Source organism: Desulfitobacterium sp. LBE (assembly GCF_007830365.1).
Lineage (GTDB): Bacteria > Bacillota > Desulfitobacteriia > Desulfitobacteriales > Desulfitobacteriaceae > Desulfitobacterium > Desulfitobacterium hafniense.
This window is the reverse complement of the sequence record NZ_VLKD01000001.1, coordinates 37786-56295: the sequence shown is the minus strand read 5'-3', so window position 1 is coordinate 56295 and position 18510 is coordinate 37786. Positions and strand designations below refer to the sequence as shown.

The window sequence follows — 18510 nt, the reverse complement described above, 5'->3', positions numbered from 1 at the left end:
GAATGCCCATTACCGCGGCCCCACTATACTATATGTCCCTATGGCCATAGATGTGACAAGCACGATTAGTTTTCGGTGATTTTTTACACTTAGGAAGCTTTATCTGGAGGCAGCTTTAATCTTCGATTTAGCAGCATACATAGCTTGATCGGCCTTGGCTATCAGTTGATCCACACTATCGCCATCCATAGGATAAAAACTAACGCCTATACTCAGGCTGATTTCTACTTCTTTGCCGGCCAAAGTAATGAATCGGTCCGGATGGCTGCGGATTCGGGAAGCAATAATCTCGTAATTATGACCGGCCAGAAGATGAGGCAGGAGGATGAGAAATTCATCGCCACCGTAGCGGGCAACAGTATCATTCTTTCTGATCACTTGAGTTAAGATCCTGGCCACTTGAATCAAGGCTTGATCACCGGCTTCATGGCCATAGGTGTCATTAATGGCCTTGAACTTATCCACATCGATAAACATAATGCCTAAAATGCCGCCGCTTCTTTTGGCGCTTTCCAAATACTTCTCAGCCAATTTATAAAAAAATGTCCGGTTGTGAATTCCCGTTAAGCAATCATAATAAGCCATATTCTCAATAAATTCCTTTTTCTCTTTGAGTTCTTTATTGACTTTGCTTAACTCAATTACATAATTCCTTAAGCGGGCAATCTGGATAAATTGACTGGTTACATCGATGAATTCCAGAAGCAGAAGCTGGGAACTCCCTTCCTCAAAACGGCTTATCTTTATATTGAAGCTATGGTCCCCATGAAGCATAGTCTTATGCAGGGCAGCTGACAGAAACATTTTGCTGCCATTTTCCAAGCAATTGAGCAAGACCTTTTCGATATAGGCATTATGAAATCTGGGTAAGACCTTATAAAGAGGTTGTTCATGAACCTCTTCCCGGCTAAAGGGTATAAAGCCCAGGAGGTATTGATTGGCATAAACGATTTTAAATTCTTCGTCGAGAATTAAAATCCCGATATCCAGATTATTGAATACACTCATCCACTTATTCATTTAATTCAACTTCTATCTTTTCAATTTTACTCATAAGCTCCTGCAGAGAAGTCAGGGTTAAATTAATCATAATAGCACCATCGATCTCCGTTTCATCAATAATAAAGGTAATATACAATAAAATCATATTCCTTGAATAGTTCTCATTGCTTTTAATATCCCGGGCAAAATCCTTCTTGTTAAAGATTTTTACTTCGGGCAATGAGTAATCCAAATTGATGTGCAGATAGTTGCTTACACCTCCCACAATACAATTCAAGACGATATTGCCGATTTCTCTTATAATGTCAAAATCAATGTCTGAAAAGCTCAAATCATTAATTTCATCAACTATGACCTCATTGATGCAAAGGTTGATGAATCGTCTCATTTTCTCGGCGGGAAAGATAAGGTTGGCCTTGCCTGTTAGTTTATTCTCAAAGCAGATTGAAGATACCATTAAGGTGCCATCAACATCCATTGGTAAAAAAGCATTCATATCAGCATGATTGCCCTGCATATCAATGATTTGGATACTGGGAACATTTAACATTAAGGTCCGATTAATCATTTCCGACAGCAGGCTGGCGGCTTGCCCTACGCTGATATTAAACAGCTCGTTTAAAATATCAAATTTTAATGCTCTATCCTCACCCATCATAATCATCCCTTATTAATTCACAGATTGTCCTGGCTTTTTCCTCATTAAAAGGTTTATTGATAAATTGCAATATACCATATTGGCTTATTTCTTCCCGGACGTTTTTTTGAATATCCGCAGATATAACAACGATCCTGGCATTATGATCATGCTGCTTGATCAGGTTAAGCAGCTCTTTACCATGGAGTTTGGGCATTAATAAGTCTAAAAACACATAATCGGGCTGCAGCTCTTTATATCGTTCAAGTCCTTCCAGACCATCATTGGCAAAAGCAATCTCGGCATCCCTCAGAAACATTCTGATATACTGGGCGTTAATTTTTTGGGAGAAGACCGAATCATCAACAATTAAAATCTTCACAATCCATCCTTACCTCTCAAATAGTGTTATCTCTTGTTTTTAAATCAATCATAATTAACAATACTTCTAAGCATTGATTAAATTCTAAACGGAACCTCAGGAAAAATCAACATTATTCTGGCTTTCTTTGCAGAAATAGCCAGCCGTGAAAAACGGGGACAGGTACCATTATTCATACTGAATATGGTACCTGTCCCCTTTTTTCACGTTAGCGGCGTTCCATAGTATAAAGCCGTTTTACCCTTTCTTCAATGGGTGGGTGGGTACTGAACAGATTTGCTACCCTGCGGGCGTTCAACGGATTGACGATAAACATATGACTTGCGGAGGGGTTAACATTCATCGGTATGGCTGCCGAACTTCTCTCTAATTTCTGGAGAGCATTGGCCAGACCAGAGGAGTTCCCCGCAATCTCCGCCCCCGTAGCATCGGCCAGATATTCCCGGGAGCGGGAAATTCCCATCTGAACCAGCATGGCCGCAATGGGCCCCAGGATAATCAAGGGCAGGGCCGCCAGTCCGGAAGCTCCTTCTTCGTCATTTCCGCCTACCCCTCCGAACATCAGGGCCCACTGAGCCCAATGGGCCAGGGTCGTAATCACACCGGCCATGACTGCCGCCAGGGTGCTGATGAGAATATCCCGATTCTTAATGTGAGCCATCTCGTGAGCTAATACCCCTTCCAGCTCTTCACGATTAAGCATTTGCATCAATCCCCGGGTTACGGCAATGGCCGCGTGATTAGGATTGCGGCCGGTTGCAAAAGCATTGGGCTGAGGTGACGGGGTCATATAAAGCCTGGGCATGGGCAAATTGGCGTTGTCTGCCAGCTTCTCCACCATAGCATAGAGCTCGGGGCTTTGTTCACGGCTGATAGGCTGGGCTTTCGTCATCGCCAGAGCCATCTTATCACTAAACCAATAGCTGCCAAAGTTCATCACCATGGCAAAGATAAAGGCGATCTGCATACCGCCGGAGCCTCCTATAGCATTCCCGGCCAGAATCACAAGCACAGTTAATAAGCTCATCAGAAAAACAGTCTTGAGCTGATTTCCGAATCCATTCATATTTCAACAACTCCTTTCAAATCTACAAAAGCCAAGAGGATCGATCCTTACTTTCCACTGTCTTCCCGGGTGTCCGGAGACATGTCAGCACTATCCGGTGCCGGTCTTCGACTGGCTTTAACCCGGGTGATTCGAAAGCCAACCACTTCCATGACCGTAAAGGTATAGTCCATGAAATCAATCCGATCTCCTTTGACCGGTTTACGGCCAAGCCGGTTGAAGACAAAGCCTCCGATGGTGGAAACGGTCTCATCCTCGAATTCAACAGCCAATAACTCACTTAAGTCATCAAGGAGCACCCGGCCATTGATCAGATATTCGCTCTCCCCACTCTTGATAATCTCCGCTTGCTCGGCACTTTCAAATTCGTCATAGATTTCCCCGACCAGTTCCTCAATGAGATCCTCGATGGTTACCATACCGGCTGTCCCGCCAAACTCATCCACCACAACGGCCAGATGAGTTCTCTGGACACGCATTTTCTGCACCAGATGAGAGATGGGCATCCCTTCCGGAACGATGAGTATATCCCGCTTCAATTCCCCAATATTTTTTACCGACGATTCGGAAAGGGACAAAAGATCCCGCATATGCACCAGACCGATCACATTATCCTTATCATCGTCACAGAGGGGATAACGGGTATGTCCGGATGTTTTGACGGTTTCCAGAACTTCTTCCATTGAATCCTGTATATAGAGGCACATCATATCCTGACGAGGAACCATCACCTCGCTGACCACTCGATCCGAGAACTCAAAGACATTATCCAGGAGTTTTCCTTCCATCTTATCCAAAATACCATGACGTTGGCTGGCATCCACAAGCATCCGCAATTCTTCCTCCGTATGAGCAAGATCGGATTCATTGGCCGGGGATATACCCCCAAGCTTCAGAATCAGGTTGGCAAGCCCATTAAGGAAACGGATCACCGGATAAAAGAGCTTGTAAAACATCTTTAGAGGACCGGCAGTCCACAGAGCTGCGCTTTCTGCTCTTTGAATGGCAATGGATTTAGGAACCAACTCCCCAAGGACAATATGCAGGAACGTAATCAGCAGAAACGCAATGACCACGGATACTGTATGGGTTAAGACTCCATCCCATGCCACCAGGTTCTTAAAAAGCGGAGCCAGCAAAGTAGCAATGGCCGGCTCTCCCAACCAACCCAGCCCCAGGGAAGCTAAAGTAATCCCCAGTTGGCAGGCGGAGAGATAGGCGTCCAGTTGCGAGGTCACAGCAAGGGCAAGGGTCGCTTTTCGGGATCCTGACTCTGAAAGCTCGGCGAGACGGGTCTTTCTCACTTTTACCAAGGAAAATTCAGCGGCCACAAAAAATGCATTGAGAGCGACCAGGAACAATGCAGCAACTACTTTGGCAATGCTCCACACTATGCTATCGATTGGATTCTCCTCCTTTTATTCTATACATTTCTACCCCACCTCAGACATAAGTGGACCCGTACCATACCATGACTATCCAGTGTTTCTGTTTTTGGACAGGATCCTCTGTTGTTCCTCTATTAATCTCCCACATCTGAGGCAGTTGTACACTATCCAAATCGATTTTTTGGGGTAAAACAGCCAAGGCGCCGAAGATCACAGCTCTTGGCGCCTGATTAATACTTGAATTATATTTTAATATCCAGAGTCCCTTTTGAGGTTGTTCAAAAGCCACACAGGGGTAAAAAGCCAAAGCCAAGCCTAAAAAAAGACAAAGAACAATGGCAACGAATTGTTTGGTCTTCCCTTGCTCTATTCTTGCCAAGACATTATGATATGGAACTGCACGGGCAGGTAATGGGTCGTCGTCCACGATGTTCTCTCCTCTAATCCATTCTCTAATCTATAATTACTTAAGATATACTATAGAGTATAACTAAATAGGTCGTCAAGTGACAACTTCCCCCATAAAGAGACGTTGCTTTTAAATAGCTTAACCAAAATAACCAGGGCTAAGTCTCTTTGCGATTTTCAGAGGAGGCGAAAAAACTTAAGACATCAGGATCCTCTTCTTCCCCGATGACCTGGTGAAGCAGAAAGGCCAGACCATTTACCGATTGACTGTCCTGGTATTTTTGCGGCTCCTTATCCGCCTTAGGCGGCAAAGCATCCCTCTCCGGGAACTTTTCCGGATTTTGAGCCTGGGGCTGGAGAAGGAGTTCCAACACATCTTCATCTTCCTCTTCCCCAATCAGCTCCCAAAGATGCTTTAAAGGCTGCGGATTGCCCGTGCTCAGGGAATCCTTGCCAGAGGGCGCCGCATACAGTTCCTCAAGGCTCCAACGACCAACCGTCGCCGGCGGCAAATCTTCTGTGACGGGATGGTTGGCACTGTAAGCGCGGAGAGCTTCTTTCAGGATACCTTCCCATTGTTCCCGGGGGAAGGAATGGAGAAAGCCCCAAAGGGGCTCATCTTCTTCACTGAAGCTCAGAGTGAAGGAAAGGCTCTTGCTCATGGGGCAGCATTGGCCTTCTTGGTTATGTTATTGACCAAATTGGCAGCCATAATTCTAAAGCCGGTGGCATTGCCAAACTGGGGATTCTCGATCAGCACTTTATTTTCAAATTGGAGGTGTTCAAAGATCATTTCTCCTACTTTTCCTGCCACAAGAACCGTATGAATCTTGCCCAGCATGGGTTTCAGAGACTTTTTGACCTCACGGGAAATATCCGTTCCCAGTTGTCCCAGCATATCCTGCATCACAGGGTTGAGGTTAATGGCGCCGTTATTCCAGGGATACATCCCTTCATTGACGCGGAATACCTTATCCAGTTCCTTATCATCGGTTTCGATAGGGTTGGCATGATTAATCGTCATTTCTTTTAATTGCTCAGCCACACCGGTATAGGCCCATTTCAGCCCCTTTTCGATACTGAAAGAATTGGGCGGATCAAGCATCACGCCATCATAAAAAGTCGCCACATCCGTAGTCCTGAAGCCTGGGTCGATCACTACCACATAGCCATTAAAAAGTTTAGGACTGATGGGGATTCCGTATTCATTCAAGGTCTCTTTAATAAAGACGCCATAGCTTTGGGGAAGGACCCGGGAACGAATGATGGTCAGCTGACGGGTCTGGCCTTTAAAGGGTCCTGAGCGAAAGGCCACCGACCAGGTTCCTTTAAGTTCAGCTTCATACTTGTCCTTTAAGGCTGCATAGTATTTAACCGGGACGCCGGTTCCCAGATATATATTAGCCTTGGGTTCTTTTTGCGCAACAGCCAAGGCTACCACGAGCAACGCCGTAGCTTCTTCATCAGTGGACTTATCCTCATCCCAACAATAGTGAGCTTCATTGGGGTTCAAACTCTCGGCAAGACTTCCCATAAAATAATGACGGGATACTCCCGTGGAGTGATTGGTAACGACGACATCCAAGGAGCCAATCTGCATTTCTTCATCGGTTCCCCGACTTACATTCCCATTACCCAAAGCAGAAAAAATACGCTCATTTCCTTTGCATATAACCGCCGGAAACAACACTTTAGTATCTCCAGCATCCAGCTTAATGGCTCCAAACCCCGGATCTCCTCCAGCTACGAGAATATCGTTTTCAAACACAGGTGTTCCTCCTCGTCAATTCGTGGAATTTCGAATGTAAAACCCTATTATTATCCATTGTATACCACATTTTGCTTAGAGTCTATCCTTATCGAACGGTTCCTTGACCATCAACCACAGCTTTCACCAGTATCTCCACCTCCAGCTCGGGAAACATTTCCTCCCACTGCTCCTTGTGCTGATTCCAGTAGTCCGGGTACTTCCTCTTCGTCGTTAAGCCAAAGCCAAGAATATCAGATCTCAGTTCTTTTTGGGCCTTGTCCACGATGCCTTGAACTTCCCCGATCACGGCCTGGCTTAAGATCTTCTCTAACTCCTTGAAATCTTCCTTAGTGATGGTTTCCTTATTATCGGTGCGCTCCCCCAGGTTACAGGTAACATCAAGATCAATCACAAAGCTTAGCTTTTCACCTTCCAGAACCGGTTTCACTCTGCTCTTGGTTCGTATAATCTCGAAGGATATCCTCTCCCCAAGACCGGAGGAACCATCAGCCTGAGCCTGGTTTTCGGCCCCTTCCTTAGTATAGGCGGTAATGATTCCCCCATTGACATCATTGTGAACCCAGAGATATCCCCGTGCTTCCCCGGCATCCAGCCAGTCGATCAGCTTGTCTCCCTTAAATGCTCCTCCCCCGATCAGCTGGTAGGTGGGGTTTCCCTTTTCTTCATAGAACTCGATCTTCCCTAAAACAGGCTCGATTCCTTCCGAGTAAACCATAGTGGCAAACTCCAGAATATTTCTCGGTATGCTTTTGGAAGCGGAATAATAATCGTCAACCAAAAGCATCACATGCATCGCGGAAATCAGGGACTCATCGGAAGGAGCTCTGACCACCTCTTCCGCCTTACCTTCTGTTAACAGAACCCAGGTAAATAAACGGATTTCCGGGTCGCGTTCCAAAAAATCCAGGATAGGTTTAACCCCGGCTCTGGCCAAATCCTCTCCAATCACGATCACCTGATTATGAGGATAGAAAAGCCGATCCCCAGATTTAGTCATTAAACCCCGCACCGCATCAAAGAAAGTCTCACCTTCACTGGTCAAAATCCGCGTTTGTGCTTTACCTTCCTGACCTTTGGTTATATAAGCCTGGGGATTAATGACTTGAACCGTGATTTGTATCTTCCCCCGCTCGTTAAGATCCAACCCCAAAGCACTGACGACCCCCAGCTCATTCAGTTCCCGGTGGTCCCAGCACCCCGGTAATAAGAGCAAACTGAATAACGATACCAGGATCACCGATCTTTTCATGTATCCATTGCTCATCTTCGCTTAACTTCCTTTTATTTTTCTCAAGCTTTTTTTCATATTTTTGGTACTTTGCCGCCGATAAGGGCTGAGTAAAGAGGGGCGGGATAACATAAACCAAAGAGGAAAGCGGACCATGCCGTCTTTCAAATCCCCGATATTGGTGGGAACAATGGGGGAAAGATAGGGAATGCCAAAGGAGCGGACGGACAGCAACTGAATGACAAGGGCCAGCAAGGCCATCAGCCAGCCAAACATGCCCAGAAAAGAGGTGGTCACCAGAAAATATAAGCGCAGCAAAGACGCTGGTCCGGTAAAAGGTGGCACCAGAAACCCCGAAATAGCGGTAAGAGCAACCACAATCACCATAACCTGGTTGATTAAACCGGCCTGGACCGCCGCCTCACCAACGACTAAGGCCCCGACGATACTGACGGCCTGACCCACCGTATGGGGCATGCGTATACCTGCTTCCCGAAGAATCTCGTAGACTATGCCCATCCCCAAAGCTTCGACGATCACCGGAAAAGGTATGCCTTCGCGGCCTGCACTCATACTTATTAAGAGGCTGGTGGGAACCATCTCCTGGTGATAGGACTGGATAGCCACATAAAAAGCCGGAAGTGTGGTGGAGAAGTAAAAAGCCAGGTAGCGGATGAGCCGAACCAGGGAGGCATAATAAGGCCGGGAATAGTAATCTTCAGGATTCTGAAAGGCTTCCACAAACAGGTAGGGCACTGTGATCACAAAAGGAGTCCCATCCACCAGAATTCCTATCCGGCCTTCCAACAGCTTTGCCGCCAATTTATCGGGTTTTTCAGTGGTTCCCACCGTGGGGAAAATGGATTGGGGGGAATCTTCAATCAGTTGTTCAATATAGCCGCTCTCCAGAATCCCGTCAATATCGATGGACTGAAGGCGTCTCTTCACCTCACCCACAATCTTCGGGTTAGCTATCCCTTCAATATAGGCCATATAGATTTTGGTATGGGTTCTTTCCCCCAGATTCATAGTTTCCAGACGTAATTTCTGGTCCTTTATTTTACGGCGGAGTAAAGAGGCATTTACCTCAATTCTTTCCACAAATCCTTCCCGGGGCCCCCGGACGGTGGCTTCAGTTTCCGGTTGTTGAACATTGCGGGTCTCACCACCAAAGGTCTCAAGCAGCAGGACCTCCTCTACTCCCTCCAAAAAAAGGGCCGTCTGGCCGGATAACACCCCCTGCACCGCTTGATCAAAAACCTGCACAATATCAATAGCGCTATTGCACAAAACATCTTTTTGTAAAATGTCCATCGACAAAATTGGCTCGGAACCTTGACATGCCATGAGGGGTCTGATGATCGAAGAACTCATGTACTGCCGATCCACCAATCCATCAAGATAGACCAAAAAGCCTTTGTTCGTCTTGCCAAATCGTAATTCACGAAACAAAAGATCCACAGAATTTTTGAAACTATTAATGAAACGCCTTCGATTCTCTTCAAGGTTGGGGGATATGTTGGATCCGTGCTTATTGCTCATTAGAAGACCTCTTTTTTACTGCCTTGAATTTTTGTTTTATGACGTAAATGATAAAAAGGAGGGAAACTCCACATATTTCGACAACTAAACCATAGACGCCAAGGATGTTTTTCAAAAATGTCGAGCGATCAATGGCGGTGGGCGTAACAAAGACAGAAACGACAAATACAATAACGGCAATGCTGATCCCCAAAAACATGCGGGATTTTTTCGGAAAAATATGTTTTAAGCCTTCCACGCCGGCATAGTGAAACAAAGCCAGAATCAAAAAAGATCCCGCCGTCCAGGATACGATCTGAAACGCCTCCATTCTTTGGATAAAATCCCCTACATCAACCAGGCGGGCGAGAATATAGACGGAATACAATTGCCTGGAGCCCATTTCTACGCCAATCACCGTAATGACAAAAAACATGGAGGTGGTGATCGTCAGAATGCCCAGGCCCACACCCATAAGCTTTATCTTGTACATAACTTTAGGATTATTATGGTAAGCCATTAAAACGCCCATAATAATACAGATCCCGAACCAAGCAGTGGGAAGCATAGCTCCTCTCAGAATCTCCCCCAGGCTGTGCTGGAACATGGGCCGCAAATTATCAAACTCCATATTCCCAATATTAAACAGCATGATAAAGAGAAAGGAGCCCAGCACAAAGGGGGCGACAATCTCAGAAAGCCGCATAATCACCTCCAGCCCGGCACTGCAGGCATAGGTGCTCACCAGCAAGAGCAAAATGGCAAAAACGTAGCGCGGAGTTTCCGGCATCGCCATCGAACCAAAGAATTCCATAAGACTTTGGGTAAGGGTGATGGCTACACTAATAAAGTAAAGGCTGAACATGCCAACGCTTATCTTGCCTAAGATTTTGCCGAGGATTTTCTCACTGTATTGAAAAATCGTCTGATTGGCATAGGTCCTCCCCATTTTATATAAGAAAAAACCCAGCATTGTTTCTATAACTATAGCCACCAGGAGGGCCTGCCAAAAATCCTGCTCCAAATCTCTTATGATCAGATTGGGCATGCCTATAGATAGGGAAACAATCACGAAATAAGTACAAAAGGATTGACGGCTTGAGATTTTTATATTCATGAATTTCACACTTTCATCATTACGGATAAGTTAGTATTAGGATGAACGCTCAGCCTTATACTATACATTTTCCAAGAGGCGGGGGCTTGGGCGCAAGAAAAAAGCCGGCCCCCTAAGCCGGCTATCCAAAACTATTGCTGAGCGGCCAACCCTTCCCTGGCCACCAGAAAATCCACAAACTGACGGGCGGTTCTCCCTGAGCGGGCATTATGATTCATCACCCAGCGCAGCGCCTGCTGTCTTAACTCCTCCTTGGGAAGTGTCAGCCCTTCCTGAGTTGCTAACTCCTCCACAATCTTCAGATAGCCTTCCTGGTCCGGTGTGGGGAAGGTGACCGTAATGCCGAAGCGGTCGGATAAGGACAATTTTTCCTCCATGTTGTCCCGCCGGTGGACTTCCTCGACTTGCCGTTCGCCGAAGGTTTCTCTGATCAAATGACGCCGGTTGGAGGTGGCATAGATCAGCACGTTTTGGGGCTTCCCTTCCAGCCCTCCCTCCAGCAGGGTCTTCAGATTCTTATAATCACTTTCCGTGTCTTCAAAAGAAAGATCGTCAATAAACAGAATGAACTTCAAAGGCTGCTTGGCCAGGAGCCGAATAATCTTGGGGTAGTCATGCAAGTCTGTTTTCGATAATTCCACCAGGCGCAGTCCCTGTTCACCATATTCCTGCACTAAAGCTTTAACCAAGGAAGATTTCCCAGTCCCACGGTTGCCATAGAGAATCACATTATTAGCCGGAAGGCCTTTCAGGAAAAATTCCGTATTCTGGAGGATGATTCCCTGCTCCCGTTCCTGATTAATCAACTTGCTGATGCGCATGGGCTCAGGGTGTACCCCTTCCAGCCTTTCCGCACGGCCCCGCCATTTGAGAGCCATGCACCGGCCGAACAATCCGGTACCCATGGTTTGATAATAAGCAAGCAGCGCATCCACCATTTCCTCTGACCTTCCCCGAAGCAGACTCTGCTTCAACTTTTTCTGAGAGGAAAGGAGATAGTTTTCAGCCCGATTCTCTTCTTTTGCATAAGTTTCTTTTTCCCTATCCATATCCGGAAGACTCAGCCAACCAGGCCAGCTTTCCGGGCTCAATGGTTCCTCCAGCCAGAGGCCCGGTTCTTCCGCCCCTTGCTCTGCACACCGTGCCTTGACAGCCCCTTTAATATCTTCCGCCTTCAGCCCGGCAAGCTCCCGCAAATAGAGCAGCTCCCGCCCGGCCAGTCGGCGCAGCCCGGCGGGAACCCGGTCCTTTCCCTGTTGAGCCGTTTGCCTGGCCAGCTCATTGTCATCCTGAAGCATACGCTCCCAAAGATAATCAGGCCAATGAGCCTGAGTCGCCAAGGAGCAGAAATGATGATAATCTTTATAAATTGCCATCAGATCAAACTCCCTGCTCCCTATCCCCTGGAGCAGTTTTTGGAAAGAAACTGCCACCGGATCCCCTATGATGCCTCGGAAAACAACCATTCCGTCAAAAAGAAGGGATAACCGGGTAATTTTCGTCCTATTCACATTATGCACATCCTTGTTTTCTTCTTGTGTTCTAGTACAATTCTTAGTACTATCTTAAATCCTGCAATTCTTTAAGTAAAGGGTTGACAAAATCTTCTTCTTTGCTATTCTATAATTAGTTAAAAAAAGTCCATTCTTTGGTGCCCCCAAGGGGAGAATAGGGAAACCGGTGCGATTCCGGTGCGGACCCACCACTGTGTAGGATGAGCCTGAACCATAACCACCGGCCAGACCGGGAAGGGGTAGCGGCGTTTGAATCCAAGCCAGGAGACCTGCCAGGAATGAAGAAAGCCTTTCCATGGGTGCTATGGAAAGCAGCGGCGACGAAGGCAAAGTCCCGACCACTTATGAAGTGGCGGGACTTTATTTTTTTTAAAGGAGAGGAATACAGATGAGTAAAACCGAATTAGAACAGGACAAGCTAGTGGATGACTTCTTAAGACAGGAAAACCTGAGTGACGCTTCCCTGGAGGAATGTGAAACCGCCTTAGACCATCTTATCCAGGGAATACACGGTCTTGACGAACAGGTCATGGCCGCTGTACAAACCCGTTTAGATTCCTTAACCAAACCCCAAGGCAGTTTAGGAGTCCTGGAAGCCCTCGCCAAACAATTGGGCGGGATTCAAGGTCAGCCTTGGCCGGAAGTACAAAAAAAGGCCATTCTCGTCATGGCCGGAGACCACGGCGTGGTGGCGGAAGGGGTCAGTGCCTTCCCTCAGGAAGTAACCCCGCAAATGTTCTATAATTTCCTGGGCGGCGGGGCAGGGATCAATGTCCTGGCCCGTCATGCCGGCGCCGAAGTGATCTGCACCGATGTGGGCATGGCTTTCCCGCTGGATCCGCCCGAGCTTATGGCTCACCGCATCATGAACGGAACCCATAACATGGCCCAGGGACCGGCTATGAGCCGTAAAGAAGCTCTGCTCTCCCTGCTGACCGGAGCTAAAATCGCCCGCCAGGCTATCGATTCCGGAGTGAATGTCCTGGCCACAGGGGAAGTGGGAATTGGCAATACCACCCCCAGTACAGCCATTATTTCTCTCTTGACAGGTTTGCCGCCCCAGGAGGTTACCGGGCGGGGCACAGGTCTGGATGATGAAGGACTCATCCGCAAGCAAAACGTCATCGCCCGTTCTATCGCCATCAATCAGCCCGATCCTAAGGATGGAGTGGATATCCTCAGCAAAATAGGGGGCTTGGAGATCGGTGCTCTGGCCGGGGCAATTCTGACCGCAGCCTATTCCCGTGTCCCCATCCTTTTAGATGGGGTCATCTCCACTGCCGCTGCTCTCATCGCTGTCCGCATCTGCCCTACGGCCCGCTTCTTCCTGATTCCCTCCCATTCTTCTGTGGAGATCGGCCATCGAGCCGCCCTGGAACAACTGGAGCTAAAACCCATCATGCATCTGGATTTCCGCTTGGGAGAGGGAACAGGAGCCGCTATCGCTTTCCATCTTCTGGATGCCTCCATCCACATTCTCAACGAAATGGCTACTTTTGAATCCGCAGGAGTCAGCGGTAAAAACTAAGCAATCACCGGAGGTAATTATGTCAGATTTTGTGCTCATAACCGGTGGAGCCCGCAGTGGCAAAAGCCGCTTTGCCGAGCTCCTGGCCGCTCATCCCGGCCTGCCTGTCACCTACATCGCCACGGCCCAGGTCTATGATGAAGAAATGGCTTTGCGTGTCAAAAAACATCAGGACCAGCGCCCTGCCCATTGGGGCTTAGTGGAAGAACCCCTTGCCCTTTCCTCTGTGTTGGAACGCCATGCTCAGAACAAAGGGGTCCTTTTGGTGGATTGTGTAACCCTGTGGCTGACCAATCTCCTCCTTGCCCACTATCCAGCAGAAGATCATCTGACTGAGCAGGAGTATACCCAGGCCCTCCATAGGCTGGAGCAGAAGATTCTCGAACAGGTCCGCATTGTCGCCCGTATAGCCCGGGATATTACCCCTCAGGTGATTATGGTCACCAATGAAGTGGGAGATGGTATCGTCCCGGATAATCCCCTTTCCAGGATTTATCGGGATCTGGCCGGCAGGGCCAACCAGATCCTGGGACAGGGCGCCCAGCAGGTCTATTCCGTGGTCGCCGGCTATCCGACGGAGATCAAAGCTGCCGGTCAGGCCTTACTGGATTCCTTGCGGCGAGAGGATGCCTAGCATGCGCAAATTATGGATCGCCCTGACCTTCCTGACCCGAATACCACTCCCTCAGCCGGAGCAGGTGACCTCGGAAGAATTCACCCAAAGTCAGCATTATTATCCTTTGGTAGGCCTGATTCTGGGCGGAGCCTTATGGTTGGCCTTAACCCTGCTTCTTCCTCACTACCCGCCCCTGGTTACGGCTGCCTTGCTGCTTGCCCTGGAACTTATTCTCACCGGGGGAATTCACCTTGATGGTTTGATGGATAGTATGGACGGTTTGCTTTCAGCGCGGACACCTGAACGCATGCTGGAGATTATGAAAGACAGCCATGTGGGAGCTTTCGGTGCGGTGAGCGCCATGGTATACCTGCTGCTCAAATTCAGTCTTTTGGCCGGGCTCCTCGCCCTCTCTTCCCCTTTAGTTCCTTACCTGGTTCTTTTCATGCCCATCCTGTCCCGCTGGATTTTTCTGATTGGGGTTCATTATTTCCCCTATGCCCGGGCCCAGGGATTTGGCCAGGGATTTCATGAAACCTCCCGCCAAACCCGGTGGCTATTCCTGGGGGAGGGGCTGCTGCTCCTTTTCCTCACCTATTGGGTGCTGCAATGGCCGGGGATTGCCGGCTTTATGCTGGCCACCCTCTTCATCCTCTTGTTCACCCGCAAGGTCTCCCGCCTCCTCGGAGGGTTAACCGGAGATCTCTATGGTGCCAGCATTGAACTTTCCGAACTGCTCTTTCTTTTAGGGGCCTTCCCATTGCTTTACCCCTGAAATTCGGAATCGCTTACGAATTTGAGCTGTGCCGCCCAGGGAGCCAGGCAGCCAGGCAGCCGGACAGCAGACAATCTGCTCTGACGACAAAGAGGCCGTTGCCCAAGGAACTGTAAAGTTCGTGCAACGGCCTCTTTGCAGCCCTATTGATTCAAGCCCCGGGCCAAGCGCCTCATTCCCTCTTCGATAATCTCCGGTGTGGAACAGGAATAGTTGAGACGCATTTCATTGGACACCCGGCCATCGGCGTAGAAAAGAGCGCCGGGAACATAAAGAACATTTTGGCGAATCATATCTTGCACATAGTCAAAACTATTGTTCACCCCCATGAGTTTGGCCCAAAGGAACAGGCCGCCTGCCGGCACCTTCATCTCCACCCTGTCTCCCAGATAGGTCTGGATGGACTCCACCATGGCCTTACGGCGAACATTGTAGACTTCCCGCAGCTTCAGGATATGATCCGGCAAAAGATCCTTTTGCAAATATTCATAGATGGCTCTCTGAGTCAGGTTATTGCTATGAAGATCCACACCTTCCTTGGTCTGCTCCAGATGCATAATAATATCTTCGTCGGCAAGCACATAGCCGATGCGCAGCCCCGGCGCCAAAACCTTGGAAAAAGTCCCCAGATAGATGACATTTTCCCCTAATTCCGCCAGATGGGGGATGGGCTCTCCTTCATAGCGCAATTCTCCATAGGGATTATCCTCGACAAGAAGCAGGCCGTATTTCTGGGACACTTTAAGGAGCTCTTTTCTCCGCTCCAGCCCCATAACTCTCCCTGAAGGGTTTTGATAATTTGGTATTAAGTAAAGAAATTTAGGGGTGGTGAAAGCCAAAGCTTTCTCCAGCTCATCGGGAAGAATCCCTTCTTCATCACAGGGAATCATCTGAAAATCAGCCCGAAATCCTTCAAAAGCCTGAATAGCCCCCAAATAGGTGGGCGTCTCCAGGAATACCGTATCTCCCGGATCCAAAAAAGTTTGGGCCAATAAGCTCAATCCCTGCTGGCTTCCGGTAGTGATGATAACCTCGGCAGTTCGGGCCGGCCTTTGGCTGCGTTGGTGCTGAGAGGCAACCCATGACCTTAATTCCGGATATCCCGCGGTCTGTGCGTATTGCAGGGCCGCATTCCCCTGTTCTTCAAAAACCTTTTGAAAGGCGGCCTGTAAATCCTGGGTAGGAAAAAGATCCAAGGCAGGCAATCCTCCGGCAAAAGATATCATCGCGGGGTTTTGGGCTGCTCTGAGCATTTCCCCGATAAATCCTTCCCCTACATTCTTCATCCATTTGGCGTATTTCATTGGCTTCTCCTTTCCACTCCACGATTAAATTTAATAGGTAATATACCTGAATCAGTATTTCTTACTTAAGGGCGCCCCAGCGTTCCAGAGGCCAATAACGCAGCAGAACTTTGCCTTCGATATTCTCTTCAGGAACAAACCCCCAGACATGACTGTCCTTGCTGTTGTTGCGATTATCCCCAAACACAAGATACGCTCCCTCAGGAATCTGGATAGGTCCATATTCATATTCAGGGGCCTCTTTCAGATATGGTTCCTCGATGGCTTCACCATTGATCCAGACCTTGCCTTCTCTGACCTCTAAAGTGTCCCCAGGCAAACCGATGATCCGCTTCACCAAATCATCATGCTCTCCCGAACCCTCCGGAGCGGTAAACATAATGATATCCCCACGCTGGAGAGGTTTATTTTTGTAAAACACCTTATCGAAGATTAAGCGATCCTGAAGTTGGATAGTAGGGAGCATGGAACCGGTCGGGACGATGCGGGTGTCAATAAGATAGGTCCTGATGCCAAAGGACAACACCCAGGCGACTACAATCAAAATTCCCCATTCCAAAATTGTGCGTAAATATTTCTTCATTCATGTCACACCCTCTGCAATAGTTATCCTCTGTGAGGAAGATCCAAGGTTTCGCTGCCTGTTTCAGGATACCACGAAATCCCTATCAAATAAAAGACCCCCCCGTTTGGAGGGTTAGTCCGCTATGATATTTCCTTTCCCTGAATTCTTGCCTCTATAAAGCCTTTGGTCTGCTAAACGGTACAATTCATCATAGGTACGGCCTTCTGTTGGAAATTCTGCGACTCCAATACTGACTCCTAAATTATATTCTTCCAGATGCATGCTCTTTCTCATCCGTTCAATCACAGTCAGGGACTCTTCATTCAGGGCGATGTCCGTCAGCACCACTGTAAATTCATCACCACCGGTCCGGGCCACAATATCCTGCTCCCGTACCGCGCAGCGCAGGTTCTGAGCAATTTCTTTCAGGGCCCGGTCACCCATGGGATGGCCCAGAGTATCATTGAGCTGTTTAAATCGATCCAAATCAAGAACCAGGAACAAAAACCGTGAGTCTCTCCTTAAGGTGCTGGCTATTTCTTCCCGAACACGCTGCTCGAACCCCTGGCGGTTCAGTATTCCTGTCAATCGATCCGTATTGGCCAAGCGGGCCAGCTCCTCACGCTGGCGAATGGTCTCTAAAGCAACCCCAACCACCCGGATAAAGGCAGTCAGTATCTCCTGCTCCTGATCATTAAGGTACTTACCGGCATTCATCAGCCACAGCTCGCCGACCACCCCGCTATGGGTCTGAAGAGGATGTATCCACACACGTTCCCATTTAAAAGGATTATTCTCAATATCAAAAAAGTGAACCTTAGCACTTCTCAGACAACATTCTTCTTTAGAGATGTATTGCCTGACCCAAGTTCGCCAATCCCACTCCATCTCCTGTTTCAGCCGCCCAAAGGGTGAACGGATTTCCCAAGTCCCTCCGGCCCCCTCCAGGAGAAAAAATCCCCCGGGCAAAAACAGAATTTCCATGGCCATTTCTCCGGCTTCCGATAAAAGCTGCTCCTCAGAGTCAGCACGAACAAGAATCTCCGTTCCCCGCAATAATAAGGTTAAGGCTTGTTCCCTGCTCAGAGAGTCGATTTTTAATATTCTCTCGAATATAAAAGAAGATATAATCGAAATGACTTGCTTTACAAAGACTGCTGACCCCTCATCCCTGCACTGAGATCGCCTGCCTTTGAGAACATAAGCACCTAAGGTTTTGCCAAAATGGCTTAATGCCAAAACCCATTCCTCATCCGTTTCGACGACTTCAGTACCAATTTCCCGGAAATCCTGAGGAAATTCCCTTAACATCAGCGTTTCCCTGTCCTTATCATCACGAAAGCTGACAGAGAAAGGCTTGTATTTCCCTTGCTCCAAAAGGTAGATTGCAGCTACATCACAGTCAAACAACACCAAGCTTCGCTGAGTAAAGAGATCTAATGCTTTCAAGAGATTCTCCTCACGATTCATCTCTTGAATGGTAGACAGCAATATCTCTGCACAGGAAGGGCTATGACCGGAAGATACCCTCTTTTCAATACTCTGTAATTGCACTGACTCCTCACCCTTCATTTAAGAGCAATTTGAATGCTAAGTTCATACTGTAAATATTTTACCACATTATATTAATAAAATGGTTTGATTTCCATGATTCTTTTAACAAATTAATTTTAAATTAGTTAACGATT

The 18510-nt window shown here is 47.9% G+C and carries 18 protein-coding genes and 1 riboswitch; of the genes, 3 read left to right on the top strand and 15 right to left on the bottom strand.

Going from position 1 to position 18510, the window contains the following annotated elements; translation table 11 throughout:
* Positions 1–99: 99 nt before the first annotated feature.
* The 12 genes from DESLBE_RS00240 to DESLBE_RS00185 all read right to left on the bottom strand — a co-directional run bounded on the left by DESLBE_RS00240 (position 100) and on the right by DESLBE_RS00185 (position 12031).
* A complete protein-coding gene (locus tag DESLBE_RS00240; protein WP_144674779.1) occupies positions 100–1020 on the bottom strand; it encodes a sensor domain-containing diguanylate cyclase in 921 nt (306 codons plus the stop codon).
* Positions 1013–1657, bottom strand: coding sequence for a chemotaxis protein CheC (locus DESLBE_RS00235; protein WP_144678587.1), 645 nt, complete (start codon positions 1655–1657; stop codon positions 1013–1015). Before DESLBE_RS00235 ends, DESLBE_RS00240 begins: the two co-directional genes overlap by 8 nt.
* Positions 1650–2021 (bottom strand): response regulator, encoded by a 372-nt coding sequence (locus DESLBE_RS00230; protein WP_144674778.1) that lies wholly within the window; start codon positions 2019–2021, stop codon positions 1650–1652. The genes DESLBE_RS00235 and DESLBE_RS00230 overlap by 8 nt, the downstream gene beginning before the upstream one ends.
* A gap of 208 nt (positions 2022–2229) precedes the next feature.
* Positions 2230–3087, bottom strand: coding sequence for a zinc metalloprotease HtpX (locus tag DESLBE_RS00225; protein ID WP_011460068.1), 858 nt, complete (start codon positions 3085–3087; stop codon positions 2230–2232).
* Positions 3088–3134: 47 nt separating this feature from the next.
* Positions 3135–4448 carry a hemolysin family protein gene (locus DESLBE_RS00220; protein WP_015944504.1) on the bottom strand — a complete coding sequence of 438 codons (1314 nt, stop codon included), beginning with the start codon at positions 4446–4448 and terminating at the stop codon, positions 3135–3137.
* A gap of 82 nt (positions 4449–4530) precedes the next feature.
* Positions 4531–4902 (bottom strand): hypothetical protein, encoded by a 372-nt coding sequence (locus DESLBE_RS00215; RefSeq protein ID WP_144674777.1) that lies wholly within the window; start codon positions 4900–4902, stop codon positions 4531–4533.
* Between the two features lie 139 nt (positions 4903–5041).
* Positions 5042–5545: a hypothetical protein gene (locus DESLBE_RS00210; RefSeq protein ID WP_144674776.1), complete on the bottom strand. Its 504-nt coding sequence runs from the start codon at positions 5543–5545 to the stop codon at positions 5042–5044.
* Complete coding sequence (locus DESLBE_RS00205; protein ID WP_144674775.1) at positions 5542–6651, bottom strand: ParM/StbA family protein; 1110 nt, start codon at positions 6649–6651, stop codon at positions 5542–5544. Before DESLBE_RS00205 ends, DESLBE_RS00210 begins: the two co-directional genes overlap by 4 nt.
* Positions 6652–6739: 88 nt before the next feature.
* Complete coding sequence (locus DESLBE_RS00200) at positions 6740–7918, bottom strand: Ger(x)C family spore germination protein (protein ID WP_015944507.1); 1179 nt, start codon at positions 7916–7918, stop codon at positions 6740–6742.
* Between the two features lie 6 nt (positions 7919–7924).
* Entirely contained in the window at positions 7925–9424 is a 1500-nt protein-coding gene (locus DESLBE_RS00195) for a spore germination protein (protein ID WP_011460073.1), read from the bottom strand.
* Positions 9414–10520, bottom strand: a complete 1107-nt coding sequence (locus DESLBE_RS00190; RefSeq protein WP_011460074.1) for an endospore germination permease — start codon at positions 10518–10520, stop codon at positions 9414–9416. The genes DESLBE_RS00195 and DESLBE_RS00190 overlap by 11 nt, the downstream gene beginning before the upstream one ends.
* 131 nt (positions 10521–10651) lie before the next feature.
* Entirely contained in the window at positions 10652–12031 is a 1380-nt protein-coding gene (locus tag DESLBE_RS00185) for an ATP-binding protein (protein WP_015944508.1), read from the bottom strand.
* A gap of 121 nt (positions 12032–12152) precedes the next feature.
* Positions 12153–12326: riboswitch (cobalamin riboswitch) on the top strand.
* Positions 12327–12422: 96 nt separating this feature from the next.
* Here DESLBE_RS00185 and cobT point away from each other — a divergent pair.
* From cobT to cobS, 3 genes are read left to right on the top strand one after another with little or no spacing between them, the layout of a single operon-like run.
* Positions 12423–13562, top strand: a complete 1140-nt coding sequence (gene cobT, locus DESLBE_RS00180) for a nicotinate-nucleotide--dimethylbenzimidazole phosphoribosyltransferase (protein ID WP_144674774.1) — start codon at positions 12423–12425, stop codon at positions 13560–13562.
* Between the two features lie 19 nt (positions 13563–13581).
* Entirely contained in the window at positions 13582–14196 is a 615-nt protein-coding gene (gene cobU, locus DESLBE_RS00175) for a bifunctional adenosylcobinamide kinase/adenosylcobinamide-phosphate guanylyltransferase (protein WP_144674773.1), read from the top strand.
* Positions 14189–14953, top strand: coding sequence for an adenosylcobinamide-GDP ribazoletransferase (gene cobS / locus DESLBE_RS00170; RefSeq protein ID WP_172625336.1), 765 nt, complete (start codon positions 14189–14191; stop codon positions 14951–14953). Before cobU ends, cobS begins: the two co-directional genes overlap by 8 nt.
* Before the next feature lie 143 nt (positions 14954–15096).
* Here cobS and DESLBE_RS00165 read toward each other — a convergent pair whose 3' ends face one another.
* From DESLBE_RS00165 to DESLBE_RS00155, 3 genes are all read right to left on the bottom strand, one after another.
* Complete coding sequence (locus DESLBE_RS00165; protein WP_011460079.1) at positions 15097–16257, bottom strand: PLP-dependent aminotransferase family protein; 1161 nt, start codon at positions 16255–16257, stop codon at positions 15097–15099.
* Between the two features lie 61 nt (positions 16258–16318).
* A complete protein-coding gene (gene lepB, locus DESLBE_RS00160) occupies positions 16319–16840 on the bottom strand; it encodes a signal peptidase I (protein WP_011460080.1) in 522 nt (173 codons plus the stop codon).
* A 114-nt stretch (positions 16841–16954) separates the two neighbouring features.
* Complete coding sequence (locus DESLBE_RS00155; protein WP_011460081.1) at positions 16955–18394, bottom strand: GGDEF domain-containing protein; 1440 nt, start codon at positions 18392–18394, stop codon at positions 16955–16957.
* Positions 18395–18510: the final 116 nt, after the last annotated feature.